Origin of the sequence: Bartonella sp. PS7NMGDW, from assembly GCF_042193585.1 — a bacterium.
GTDB lineage: Bacteria > Pseudomonadota > Alphaproteobacteria > Rhizobiales > Rhizobiaceae > Bartonella > Bartonella grahamii.
This window is the reverse complement of sequence record NZ_JBHILX010000003.1, coordinates 85,067-97,900: the sequence shown is the minus strand read 5'-3', so window position 1 is coordinate 97,900 and position 12,834 is coordinate 85,067. Positions and strand designations below refer to the sequence as shown.

Below are 12,834 nucleotides of genomic sequence, written 5' to 3'. Positions count from 1 at the left end.
CATTAGCCCCCGTGTTTTTTGAGAGGGTTAAAAAGCCTTAAGTTTTAAGATCAAAAGAACTTTGGACGCTTAAAAGTTAAATATTTTCAATTCGCTAATATTGACAACATAACCAAGAGTAATTATCTTCAATATTCAGGAATAGAAAGGACATATATTATGAAGACCACCCTTTCTCCGCTAATTTCAGAGTTCGAAACCGTTGAACAGGAAAGCAGCTACACTGCATGGCTGCGCGATAAGGTAGCGAGCAGTCTTGTAAATCCATATCCTCCTATTCCGCATGATGAGGTTATGGCTGAAATGGAAGTTATAATCAGTCAGCTTGAAGCTGAACAGAAAAAGTGATGCTTCCGGTTGTTTGGTTGTCTTCGACGCGCGATGATTTGCGTCAGATTTTAACGTACATTGCTCGCGAAAATTCATCTGCTACGCGCCGAATGAAAAGGTTTTTGGAAGCATCCGTATTGCCATTGGCTGAACATCCATATTTATACAGACAGAGTGAGAAGGTATTAGGATTACGAGAAATTGTAGCGCATCCAAATTACCTTATATTGTATCGAGTAGCTGCACATCAAATCGAAATTGTAGCTGTAGTGCATGCCCGACGTGAATTTCCTATTTTTCTTTAATCTAATCAGAGGCTATCTGCTTCTTAAATCTCTCTGGAACAATTACCAAAATCATGACAACAGCCTCCGTGTTTATCAAAGGGATTAAAATGATTTCTTCTATGGTAATGAATTTCGGTACCTTCATTAAAATTTGCACAATCGCTTGCTGTTTGAATAAGAGTGGGGGTGATCGTTTCTTTAAGCCTATAGGATGTGTGTGTCTGTGGAATGTGGTGGGGTGTCTTGTGGTTTTGGGCGTGCGCTTTAAAAAATAAACATAAGCATTATTCAAATTTAACGTGATGCTGTAGCAATTTTTTTGCATCTAAATTGTAGCCGGCTTCACATAGTCGATCACAAAGATCCGGAAGTGTTTCTTTTACGTGTTCATTAAAAGGAATGTATTTAAGCCCACCAAAATCTGAAGGGAGTTCAAGGTCTTGTTTTTTTAGAATAGCGACATTTTTGCGAGAAAGTGCAGCGGTTAACATGCCCATTTCGAAAATAACGTTTTGTCGTGCACGAAATTGTTCTTTTTTTTCCTTGTCAGATCTAGCATAGCCTATATCATCGGGAGTAAATAGCACAATACCAAATCCTATAGAATCGTTACAAGCTTCTTTTTCCAAAATTTCAATGAGGGTTAAACCATTACCACCAGTATTTTTTAAGATGTATGGTTCGAGATCAAGCCTGCGAAGAATAAGTTCAAGTTGCTCTAGAGCAATATGGTCATGGCCATGAACGATAAAGATTTTTTTATTTGAGGGATTGGGGGCAGTTTTTGAGGAAGGAATCGTTGATGTTTCTTCTATATGCTTTGCTAAATCTTCTATTAACTTTTGTTTTATGTTTTCTTTGCCTTGAACTTGAAGTTTTCCTGTGCTTTTAAACCAATTAATAGTGCCTCCTTCGTAGGTTTTGATCTGATATCCTTCAGGGGATGGATGTGATAGAGGTTTAGTTTCTTTGATTTGATATCCAGCTTTGCGAATTATGTTTTTAAGATCTTCAAGTGTTCCGCTATATTGCATTTTTATGTCCCCTGCATATTTGTATCATCAGCTATTGGTATTCAGTACCAATATTGAAAATGACCATTTTCCCCAATCATAATGCTTTGTCTTTATAAGACATTGAACGAGAAAGTTTTTATGATCCTTTTTTCTATATATTATATGAAAAAAAGACGCTAGATTTTTCATCAATTTGATTGAATTATTAAGCAATTTTATTGAGTTTCGAGGTATCCTCTTTATCTGTTATTGTGTGTTCTATATAAGTAATATAGTGGTGAGTGTTTGGATTTTTATTAACGCTTTATTTATAAATTCTCCTCCTATATTACAAGGGGGTGTTTTCACATTTTTCTTGCATTGTTTTAAGCAGTATTAAGGGGTTGTCGTTCCCAAAAATCACTTCTTCTACAGCAATGAATTCACATCCAGTCTTTAAGACTTCATCAAAGGTTGAAAAATCGCTTCCTGCTTGGATAATGGCGGGGGGTTGCATAATTTCTGCCCACCATGTTGCTAACTGGAGATTGCGGGGGTGCGCTTGGGTTTTTTTATCAGCACCGAGTTTTCCAAAGAACAGGTAATCAACACCTGTTTCCGCTGCAAGCATAGCACTATGGCGATTGCGTAAATTGCCAAAGCCTATGATTTTTTGTTCCTTTTGCTGATTTTTGAAGCTTTCAAGAGCGTTAAGATCATCTTCTATGTGCAATCCATCAGCCTTTATGCGTCCAGCAATGCGGCTGTCATCAGCGATGAGAAGGGCTGCGTTATGATGTTGAATATCTTCTGCGTAGGTTTGCGCTTGTTGTTGTAAAAAAGAGCCATCATCTTTCAACTTTTCAGAATCATAGAGGATGACGCATGCAAAAGACTTTGTTTGCAAAATTTGCTGCAAAAATGTGTGTGGGGTGTTGCGCCGAACATCAAGTGTTAAAATCAACTGAGGGAAAAGAGGTGAATCAATTGGTTTATTTTTTTGTTCTGTCATGTCAAATCCCTGTTTCTTAGAGAAAAATAATGCTTAAAATTAAAGTTTCATTCTATTATGCTTATTTGCGATGAAAGTGACCACCATTTTCACGTAATTTAAAGGATTTGTGGGTGTGTGGGTGCCTGCTTATGAGAAATGAGAGTGTTTTTAAGCATAATTATGTCGCCTTTTTGCTGTGATACATGTATGGATTCTTTTCGTTCTTTTACCTTTAAAAAAATTTTGCCTTTTAAAAAATAAACGCTTAAAATGAAACTTGACTCTTAAAAATTAAAATTTCATCCTGTTTATGCTTGTTGGCAATAAGGGTAACCACCATTTTTATGGGACTTCAAGGGGTTTGTGGCGTGTGGGAGTCCACTGATGAAATACCAAGGTATTCGTGAGCATAATACTCAGCCTTTTCGCCGTGATACACGTATTGATGTTTTTCGTTCTTTAGCTTTATTGACGATTTTCATCAACCATATTCCCAGAACGATCTATGAGTCTTTTACCCATAGAAATTTCGGTTTTTCTGATTGTGCAGAAGTGTTTGTTTTGCTTTCAGGGATTGCGCTTGGATTAAGCTTTCATGGACGGTTACAGCAAAAATCCTTTGCTTTTATCATCCGAAAACTGTGGTACAGAGCTTTGCAGCTCTATGGCGCATATCTTTTTACTACCTTTGTCACGTTAAGTCTTTTTTTTGCTGCCTTTTTATTATGGAAAACAGAAAAACTTTTATCAATGAACAATATGAGACTCTTTTTTAAAGAGCCTGGTATCGCATTTTTGAGTACCTTAAGTTTTGGGCATCAATTGGGATATAATAATATTCTTCCACTTTATATCGTTTTGATGTTTTTTGCGCCTTTTATCCTTTATTTGAGTTGTAAACAGACAAAATGGCTGCTTTTGGGCTCGTTTACGCTGTATCTTATCTGCGGATTTTATAAAATTGCTCCTCCTTCTTATCCTTTAGAGGGAAAGTGGTTTTTAAACCCTTTGTCTTGGCAATTCTTATTTGTCATAGGATTGACCAGTACTTTAGCGCTTAAACAAGGAAAAAAAATCGCTTTTCGGTCTTTTTGGGTTGTTTGTGCGGCAGCTTATCTCTTGTTGGCACTGTTATGGGTTCGCTTAAACTGGTGGGGCATTTTGGGGTGGCTTGGCTGGTCTTCCCCATTGCTGAACTTTAATAAAACCTTTTTAAGCTTGCCACGTTTACTCCATGTTCTTGCATTAGCCTTTTTCATTCTTTCTTTGCCAAGCATCAATAAATGGTTTTATGTCTCTCAGAAACATCCTTTAGCAATCTTAGGAAAACATAGTTTACCGGTCTTTGTAACGGGAACCATTTTTGCGATGTTTGGACAAATTATAAAAACAGTGATGACAGAAACGTTTTTTTCCGATACCCTCTTAATAATAACGGGTATTGCTCTGCAATTTGGAGTCGCCTATTATTGTGAAAAACGGCGATCTTGGCAGTGGTCCTTTTCAAGGAAACTGATCCGTTTATAAGAAAAACGCTCCTATAGTGTTTGTTGGGTGCGTTAACCTTAGTATAAAAAGCGCGTTGCGCAAAAAAATTAAAAGAGGTAGCAGTTTTAAAAAAAGCGTTCTACACAGCAACAAAAGAAACTTTTTAATACTCTGTTCGTTGAGTGGTATAATTTTGTGCTGATACTTGGAGTATAAAAGCGTGAGTGTACATAAACGTCCATATGATGAACCTATTATCATGATTGAGCATAATGCTTTTGAAAATGCTTTTAATCGTCTCTATGAAGAAACAATGGCGCTGATTGAAAAAACCGCAGCGTATATTGATTCAGAAGGGAAATTAGTAGCACGTTCCCTTTCGGCAGAAGTTTCTGCAATCTATGCGAAAGAAGCTATGTATTTAAGTACACGACTGATGCAAATCGCTTCTCAACTCCTTCTTCTTCGCGCAGAGCGTGAAGGGGAAATGTCATCAGAACAAATAAAAAAAGAAATTGTAAAAGTATCACTTCATACACCGACATTGGAACTTGAAACCCCTCATTGGCATGAATTGCCAGAAATTTTTCGCCAATTTGTTTCTCATTCATTGCGTTTAGAAGCGCGCATACAGTATATGCGTGCTGGTTGGGAAACTGCAGCCTCCTGTACCTTAGAAGATGATAATCCAGTAGGAAAACAAATCGAATTGCTCAAAACAGCCTTTGGGCGTTCTTAGAGGTATTTCCTTGCTCTGCGTGAAGGGGAAATGTCATCAGAACAAATAAAAAAAGAAATTGTAAAAGTGTCACTTCATACACCGACATTGGAACTTGAAACCCCTCATTGGCATGAATTGCCAGAAGTTTTTCGCCAATTTGTTTCTCATTCATTGCTTTTAAGAGCGTGCATTTTTTCGTTTAGAGATGCGGCTGTAGTTTAAGCACTCTGGTAAATAAGGAGAGGCTGTAGTTTAAGAAATGATAATTTAGTGGGAAAACAAATCGAATGACTGAAAACAGCTTTTGGGCGTTCTGAGAAGAATAGCTCCTTGCTTCTTTCTTGCGATATTTAGAGCAATCTACCCATTTTTTACAACCGAAATTTCACAACTAAAACTAATCTAGAGTGCTTTTTTCTACCTAATTTCTATTTGAGCGTAGGCAATATCTTGAGCTTATAGCTTAGAGGGGGGTAGAGGGAGGGGGTGTATAGGTATTGATTTCGAATATGGCATGGAATGTGGGGTATGGTTGGTCTTGTAAAATCGGCTTCGGTTGATTGCAGCTGGGACACTTTCTGTTGATATATCGTGTGATTTTGTTTTGGCTATGATAATAATCAGGCGCTAGATAGAGCTGGGGCTTGTACATCAATTTATTTATGCTCTATAATTTATGCCTATAAAGTTGCTGTAAAGCGTGTGTTAATGAGGATGATACACATTGTGTCAGTTTTTGGGCTTCTTTTGTTTTGAATGGAAGTTATTTTTCCTCGCGTAAAATAAAACATCCAAAATAAAGTGCTCTATAATGAATGCCTCGGGGGTTCTCTGTGTCCCATGCATAATGTCCCTCTCCATGCAATGTCATTGTGGTGTAATGGGCATATTCAAAAACACCTCTCAGTTCTTGCTTACATCCATTGAGCCTCCTCATCTTTATGCTTGCAACGGAGCAAGCCGGCACGATCATCATATTTGCCAGTCCCCAATGTTGTGATAAGCCCTTGGCATTAGAGATGGTTCATGAGAGGCATTTTTAGTCCTTTCTTGCACAGGTTTACTCCATAGGGAAATCCCACGTTTCATATGTGAGCGAATGGTTTTGATTGCTTCAATATAAAGAGGTTTGTAATGAGAAAATCTTAGGATATTCGGGATTCTTATTCAACATACAAAATAATGAATTATCTTTATAAATCAATTTGTTGAATTACTGTGGTAGCAACATGTTATAATGTAAAAAGTTTCCGTAAAGTGTATACTATCTATTGCATAGTCTCTTTACACTTAATGAATGTACAATCCAGCACTCTCTATTTGCTCGCTTGCGATGTTTAACTGTTATGGCATTGGACATGATAAAGAAAGGGAATTTTTATGTTTTATAAGGTGTTTGATAGGGTGCTTGCTTGTGATGTGTGAATGGTTTTGATTGATTTCAGTTATGCTTCATAAAGATGCTGTTCGTTGCGTGTTATAATTGGGGGGCATGATCATCTTTTTACTGGTTTTGTCTTGTGCTGTTGTTTTCTTTGTGGTCTTGTCTTTATTCACATCTTTATTCACATCTTTATTCACAGGGGGGAAAAGTGTATAGACTGTAGTTTATGGCAGAGACGATTCGTATTATAGGCATTGATCCCGGATTGCGGCGTACAGGGTGGGGGGTTATCGATGTTGCGGGTAATCGTCTTCAGTTTATTGCAGCAGGGACCGTTTCTTCTGATGTAAAGTGTGAGCTGGCTTCCAGACTATGTCAGATCCACAAAGGTCTTTCAGAGGTTGTGCATCAATTTATGCCCCATGAAGCCGCTGTAGAACATGTGTTTGTCAACAAAGATGCTACAGCAACTTTAAAACTTGGGCAAGCACGTGCAATTGCATTGCTGGTTCCTGCGCAAGCCAATCTTCCTGTTTTTGAATATGCGCCCAACAAAGTGAAAAAATCGGTTATTGGTGTTGGACACGGTGCTAAAGAACAAATTCATATGATGGTCAAAGTTCTCCTCCCACGGGCTGAATTTGATAGCAGTGATGCGGCTGATGCTCTTGCTCTTGCTCTTTGTCATAGTATGCACCGTAAGAGTATTGACCGATCTTATCAGGCAAGGATGGCGGTATGATTGGTAAATTAAAGGGCACCCTTGAACATATCTTTGATGATCATATCCTTCTTGATGTTCACGGTGTGGGTTATGTTGTTTTTGTGTCAAATCGGCTCCGTCCTTCTTTACCCTCTGTTGGGGAGGCGTTAAGCCTTTTTATTGAAACGCATGTTCGGGAAGACGCAATCCGCCTTTTTGGCTTTGCTACAAGAGCTGAACAGGAGTGGTTTTGTCTTCTACAAAATGTTCCTGGAGTAGGGGCGAAGGTTGCTTTGGCAATCTTGGGTACTTTATCACCAGATGAACTCGCACAGGCTATTGCCTTAAACGATGTTGCGATGATTAGTCGAGCGCCGGGCGTTGGTAAAAAAGTCAGTGAAAGAATTGTGGGTGAGTTGAAAAGTAAAACACTCCCCTTTGAACAAGCGCTCAAGACTGTTTCGGTTCCTCAGCGTGAGATGACCAATCAACCTGCGCATGATGCGCTTTCTGCGTTAATGAAGCTAGGGTTTGAGCGGGAGCATGCATCCCGTGCTCTTGCTCTTGCGATGAACGCTCTTGAGGGGGAAACTGTTTCTTCTGCTCTGCTGATCCGCCATAGTCTCAAATTGCTTTCTTCTCCTACTTAAAATCAAGGTAACAATGCATAAAGATGAAGATAAACGCCTTCTGGGTTCCGCACCCCTTCCTAACGATCCAGATCGTTCCTTAAGACCACAAGTTCTCGATGATTTTATTGGTCAAGAAGCGGCACGGGCTAATTTAAAAATATTTATTGAAGCAGCAAAAACGCGGCAAGAAGCGCTGGATCATGTTTTGTTTGTAGGACCACCGGGACTGGGAAAAACAACGCTGTCACAGATTATGGCAAAAGAATTAGGCGTTAATTTTCGCTCTACTTCAGGACCGGTCATCGCTAAAGCAGGAGATTTAGCCGCTCTCTTGACCAATCTCGAAGAACGTGATGTCTTGTTTATTGATGAAATTCATCGCTTAAATCCGGCGATTGAGGAAATTCTTTATCCAGCCATGGAAGATTATCAACTTGATTTGATCATTGGGGAGGGGCCGGCCGCACGCTCGGTGAAAATTGATCTGGCTAAATTTACTTTGGTAGCGGCAACTACACGTTTGGGGCTTTTGACCACACCGCTGAGAGACCGTTTTGGCATCCCAATTCGTCTCAATTTTTATACTATAGAAGAATTGGAATATATTGTGCAGCGTAATGCACGGCTTTTTGCCGTCAAGATCAGTGATGATGGTGCTCATGAAATTGCACGCCGAGCACGGGGGACTCCTCGTATTGCTGGGCGGCTTTTACGGCGTGTTTGTGATTTTGCTTTGGTTAAACAGGCAAAACAAATTGACCAAAAAATCGCTGATGAAGCGCTTTCCCGCCTTGAGGTCGATCATCTTGGGCTTGATCCGCTTGATCGCCGCTACTTGCTCCTGATTGCGGAAACTTTTTTAGGGGGACCGGTGGGGATTGAAACAATTGCTGCTGCTTTATCAGAACCACGCGATGCCATTGAAGATATTGTTGAACCGTATTTGCTCCAACAAGGTTTTATTCAAAGAACCGCTCGTGGACGCATTCTAACTGAAAAGGCTTGGAGCCATTTAGGGCTTTCTGCTCCTGTCTCTACAACGTCTATACAAAGGCGTTCTCAACTTTCTGATGCTCAAGACAATTCATCACTTCAGACGTCTTTATGGGATGGGGAAGATGACTAAGACATTCTCTTTAATTAAAAGAAACTATGTGAATATTTTATAGCAAGGTCATAAAATACAAGAGACGTGCTTCTTTTAGCATATTCTGACCAAAAAGGTCTTGCACGATTAAGGGGGCTTTTGCTTTTCACAACTTCAACACAAAAATGTGTTCAATCTTTTGATTGATAAACAATTTGCTATATTAGATGATTTTATGGGACATGAAGCCAATGACAGAAATAACTCCTTTTAAGAGCAATCATACAAATGCTTTTCATAATTTTCAGGTCCGCGTTTATGTTGCGGATACAGATTTTTCCGGTGTGGTTTATCATGCGCGTTATCTTGAGTTTTTTGAACGAGGACGTTCAGAGTTTTTACGGGATACCGGTTTTAATAATAAGATGTTAGCAGCAGGGGTTGAGGGGGAAAAACTGTTTTTTGTTGTGCGTCATATGGAAATTAATTTTTCAAGACCAGCTAAAATTGATAATCTTTTAGTTGTTAAAACACGTGTTACTCATATCCAAGGGGCACGCTTTTTTATGGAGCAATCTATTTTGCATGAGGCGACCACATTGGTAACAGCCAAAGTTGAAATTGCTCTGATTAATGAGGAGGCAAAACCGCGACGTTTACCCAAAGAACTTTTTGCAAAAATGCTTGGTTAAAAGTGTTGTTCATTGAACGAGCAGCTTTAGGAGAGATCAGGGGATATAAAGTAATCTACAATCTAAGACATACATTTATCATAGCCTAAATGTTTTCCAACAAGGTCACGCGATACATCAAAAGAAAGCGCCTCTACTACAGTAGCTACAATAAATTGAAGATGATATCCCACAAAATTAAACACGCTTCATCTATGTTATGATTCAAAATCAATGTCTTATTATCCATTTTCTGCTATAAACTGAAAATACTTTTCTTTCTTTTGAAGAAAGGTTCGTTGGCATAGGAAAACAGCAGAAAAGGACAAAACAAAAAAAGAAATAAAAAATGGATTAAGATTTATTTTTATAAAAATGCACATACCCAGCAAAATATTGCAATAAAGTAATAATAAGCTATTAGGTTGAAAATTCTCTCAAAACACTTAAAGGGTGTTTTAAGCAATTTGATTTGTTTTTTACTGGATTGTCATTTGGCATCACAAGAGCGCATGTCCTATCCATTTTCATCCATAATACATGGCTTTATCTGTGCTTCTAAACGCAGTGAATGAGTGAGAGGTCAATGTATACAAAGCAGAAATGCATTTTTGATTTAAAGTTTTAAAAGCATATTATTTTATATGATAGATCGACTCAGAAAGGTAAATTATCACTTCTCACGGGCACAAATTCCAATAGAGTAATGAGAGTAAAATACTTTCATTTCAAATCTGTACATGTTGAAACAATTGAAATCATTTGCTTACATATCATAAGATGAGCAATATAAATCATTGAAAAATTGTAAAAATATTTTTTATAGATCATTCTCAATGCAATAACGATCAAATATCGCAAGTGAGAAAAGAGAACGAAGAAGCCTGTTTTCATGAAGTAAAGATGTGAAAAGGCTTTTTTCATGTTACAGAAGCTTTTACGTTATACCATGCCATGGTGTCAGAGAGATGATGGGCATTGAAAGGGATTAATTTACAATACAATGAGACTATATGAGACTTACAATAGATTATTATATGGGACTTACATTAGGGTGCATGGGTGAGGCACATTGTTGTGAGGCATTTTATGGTGGTTTATTGTCGTTTTTTTGTGTTCGAGGGTGTCCCCGTATTAAATTTGATGCAAAATGAGAGAAAAAATAGTCTGAGGTAAAGCGTAATCTTTCATGATTATAACATATTTATTTATAATGATAATTTATTGCGTTGTCATTTTCAGATAACTCTGAAACTTGTAAGATTTTTTCTTTTCAAGCTCTATTGCTGCCAATTAATAAAAAACATTTTCTTACATGTCACAAGCGGGCTTGGTGAGTGGGGACAAAAACACTTAAGATAAGGAATAAAAATGCCTCTTATGAATGTTTTCAAGTGCTAAGACTTATCACTGCATTTTAAGCTTAAAACGTGTATGAGGGTTTAGCTTTCTTTTCATGAGCGTAAAGATGGTGGTGCATAATAGATTTGATATCACGCATTTTTATATCTTTTATTTTTATAGCATTTATGGGGAAGGCTTTATCGTTATATTTTTCATAAATGCTGTTGTGAAATGAGGGGTGTGTGTGTTGAGGGATGTCTCTCGTCATCACTTTTTAAGGAAATTTAAAAAACAAGTCTTGTTTTAGCGCATGGATTTATGTGAGACTGAAGTTTTTTACTTAAATTTAGAAACTATAAAATAATCTGTTTTATAGAATTTTAAAAAATACACCTTTTATTTAGAGGGACAAAAATTATGCCGCATGGTGAACTAACGAATCCGGAAACAATTGGAATGTTGCATTTGTTTATGCAAGCGAGTTGGATCGTGAAAGGTGTTATGATCGGGTTGCTGCTCGCTTCCATTTGGAGTTGGGCAATTATTTTTGATAAAATTTTTACGTATCGGAGAATACGGCGTGAAATAAAGCAGTTTGAACGTACATTTTGGTCAGGCAAAGCGCTAGAAGATCTTTATGCATCATGTAAAAGTCAACGCACCAATAGTATATCCGCAGTTTTTATGGCGGCAATGGTTGAATGGAAAAAATCTCTTGAAAAAGGGACCCATACATCGAAAAGTTTGCAGAGCAGAATTGATAAGGCTATGGATTTGACGCTGGGGCGTGAAAGTGAAAAAATAGAATCAAAATTAAGTTTTCTTGCGACATTGGGATCTGCGGGACCCTTTATCGGACTTTTTGGAACAGTTATTGGTATTATGGAGTCTTTTCTTTCTATTTCAGCTTCTCAAAATACATCACTTGCCATTGTCGCGCCAGGGATTGCAGAAGCGCTTTTGGCAACCGCTATTGGTTTGTTTGCAGCAATTCCAGCCGTTATTGCTTATAACAAGTTGACTCATGAAAGTGCGCGCATCATTGCACAAATAGAAAATTTTGCCGATGAATTTTCAACAATTGTATCGCGGCGTATTGATGAAACACGCACAGCACCTTCCTCTTTATAAAAAGGAGCTTATCCCATGGGAATTTCTGTTGCTTCTTCTTCTCGGAAAAATAAACGTAGGCGCCATCATTCACGAAGCCAACTGATGAGTGAGATCAATGTTACTCCTTTTGTGGATGTCATGCTGGTCTTGTTGATTATCTTTATGGTCTCTGCTCCCCTTTTAGTGAACGGTGTTCCTCTAGATTTGCCTCGTAGTCAAGCAGGTCCCGTACGAGCTCAAAAAACGCCTCTTACGGTTTCACTTGACGCGCAAGGGCGTTTTGCCATTAATCAAGATTATTATGAAACGTCACAAGCACTGATTGCACACCTTAAAACTCTTCTGGAAGAAGATGCTACACAAAAAGATCAACGGGTTTTTGTGCGGGTTGCTAAAACTGTTGAATATCAGCAAGTATTAAAACTGCTGGCAGATATTCAAAAAGCGGGGTTTTCTCAAGTTGCGTTAGCAAGTCTAGCACAATAAATAATAAGTGATAAAATCCGCATAAACGATTGTTGTTAAAATATTTTAAGAGAGCATAGAGTGATTAAAAATGAAAAAATATAAGTCATAAATAAGGCATAAAGAATGAACAAAGACTCCTATCATAGCATGAAACGAGGCTTGGCTTTATCCCTTGTGGTCCATGTCATTTTTCTCAGTTGGGGAGCCGTTCAGTTTACAAGCTCTGTCTCTTTACCACAACCATTGGAAGCAATTCCTATCACTCTTGCTCCTTTAGTGGACGAGTTGTCCTCTCAACAAGGATCCGTGAAGGCTCCCATCCGTGCAATTCCTGCCGTTAAACCAACTATGCAACCACAAGAGAAAGAAGATGCACGCCATATTGGAGAGGGACAAATAGATAGTCTAGCACCTTTTCAACCAAAGGAAAAACTGCGTTCTGTTGAAACAGCATCGCTACCACCAAGCAAGAACACGTCAGAAACATTTGCACCCGAACTTACAAAACCAGAATTATTAGAAGCAAAAACAGAGGATACCCCTAAGGTTGCGCCTGAGATGCCTTTGAGCACACCGGAGGATACTCCTAAGGTTGCGCCTGAGATGCCTTTGAGCAC

Annotated in this window: 12 protein-coding genes and 2 pseudogenes; 12 read left to right on the top strand and 2 right to left on the bottom strand. The window is 38.4% G+C overall.

Annotation, left to right across the window (positions count from 1 at the left end; all coding sequences use genetic code 11):
- The first annotated feature begins 159 nt into the window (after window positions 1-159).
- Both ACFIKJ_RS02665 and ACFIKJ_RS02660 read left to right on the top strand, forming a co-directional pair.
- Window positions 160-348 carry an antitoxin gene (locus ACFIKJ_RS02665; RefSeq protein WP_375653596.1) on the top strand — a complete coding sequence of 63 codons (189 nt, stop codon included), beginning with the start codon at window positions 160-162 and terminating at the stop codon, window positions 346-348.
- Window positions 348-635, top strand: coding sequence for a type II toxin-antitoxin system RelE/ParE family toxin (locus ACFIKJ_RS02660; RefSeq protein ID WP_375653597.1), 288 nt, complete (start codon window positions 348-350; stop codon window positions 633-635). Before ACFIKJ_RS02665 ends, ACFIKJ_RS02660 begins: the two co-directional genes overlap by 1 nt.
- 266 nt (window positions 636-901) lie before the next feature.
- Here ACFIKJ_RS02660 and ACFIKJ_RS02655 read toward each other — a convergent pair whose 3' ends face one another.
- Together ACFIKJ_RS02655 and ACFIKJ_RS02650 are read right to left on the bottom strand one after the other, a co-directional pair.
- Window positions 902-1,651, bottom strand: a complete 750-nt coding sequence (locus ACFIKJ_RS02655; RefSeq protein ID WP_375670228.1) for a TIR domain-containing protein — start codon at window positions 1,649-1,651, stop codon at window positions 902-904.
- Between the two features lie 310 nt (window positions 1,652-1,961).
- On the bottom strand, window positions 1,962-2,624 hold the full coding sequence (locus ACFIKJ_RS02650; RefSeq protein ID WP_375670227.1) for a thiamine phosphate synthase: 663 nt from the start codon (window positions 2,622-2,624) through the stop codon (window positions 1,962-1,964).
- A 366-nt stretch (window positions 2,625-2,990) separates the two neighbouring features.
- Between ACFIKJ_RS02650 and ACFIKJ_RS02645 the strand changes: the two genes are divergently transcribed.
- The 10 genes and pseudogenes from ACFIKJ_RS02645 to ACFIKJ_RS02600 form a co-directional block, all read left to right on the top strand.
- Window positions 2,991-4,133: an OpgC family protein gene (locus ACFIKJ_RS02645; RefSeq protein ID WP_375670226.1), complete on the top strand. Its 1,143-nt coding sequence runs from the start codon at window positions 2,991-2,993 to the stop codon at window positions 4,131-4,133.
- Window positions 4,134-4,314: 181 nt separating this feature from the next.
- Window positions 4,315-4,833: a DUF1465 family protein gene (locus ACFIKJ_RS02640; protein ID WP_375670225.1), complete on the top strand. Its 519-nt coding sequence runs from the start codon at window positions 4,315-4,317 to the stop codon at window positions 4,831-4,833.
- Between the two features lie 12 nt (window positions 4,834-4,845).
- Window positions 4,846-5,106, top strand: a pseudogene (locus ACFIKJ_RS02635) (DUF1465 domain-containing protein); the annotation flags it as partial.
- Window positions 5,107-6,425: 1,319 nt separating this feature from the next.
- On the top strand, window positions 6,426-6,941 hold the full coding sequence (gene ruvC, locus ACFIKJ_RS02630; RefSeq protein WP_375626550.1) for a crossover junction endodeoxyribonuclease RuvC: 516 nt from the start codon (window positions 6,426-6,428) through the stop codon (window positions 6,939-6,941).
- Window positions 6,938-7,552 carry a Holliday junction branch migration protein RuvA gene (gene ruvA, locus ACFIKJ_RS02625; protein WP_375626548.1) on the top strand — a complete coding sequence of 205 codons (615 nt, stop codon included), beginning with the start codon at window positions 6,938-6,940 and terminating at the stop codon, window positions 7,550-7,552. Before ruvC ends, ruvA begins: the two co-directional genes overlap by 4 nt.
- Before the next feature lie 13 nt (window positions 7,553-7,565).
- Window positions 7,566-8,660 (top strand): Holliday junction branch migration DNA helicase RuvB, encoded by a 1,095-nt coding sequence (ruvB, locus tag ACFIKJ_RS02620; protein ID WP_375648417.1) that lies wholly within the window; start codon window positions 7,566-7,568, stop codon window positions 8,658-8,660.
- 212 nt (window positions 8,661-8,872) lie between these two features.
- Entirely contained in the window at window positions 8,873-9,313 is a 441-nt protein-coding gene (ybgC, locus tag ACFIKJ_RS02615; RefSeq protein WP_375635534.1) for a tol-pal system-associated acyl-CoA thioesterase, read from the top strand.
- Between the two features lie 1,740 nt (window positions 9,314-11,053).
- Window positions 11,054-11,767: a protein TolQ gene (gene tolQ / locus ACFIKJ_RS02610; RefSeq protein ID WP_375606538.1), complete on the top strand. Its 714-nt coding sequence runs from the start codon at window positions 11,054-11,056 to the stop codon at window positions 11,765-11,767.
- A 15-nt stretch (window positions 11,768-11,782) separates the two neighbouring features.
- Entirely contained in the window at window positions 11,783-12,235 is a 453-nt protein-coding gene (gene tolR / locus ACFIKJ_RS02605) for a protein TolR (protein ID WP_375625263.1), read from the top strand.
- Between the two features lie 105 nt (window positions 12,236-12,340).
- Window positions 12,341-12,834 (top strand): annotated as a pseudogene (locus ACFIKJ_RS02600) (cell envelope biogenesis protein TolA); the annotation flags it as partial.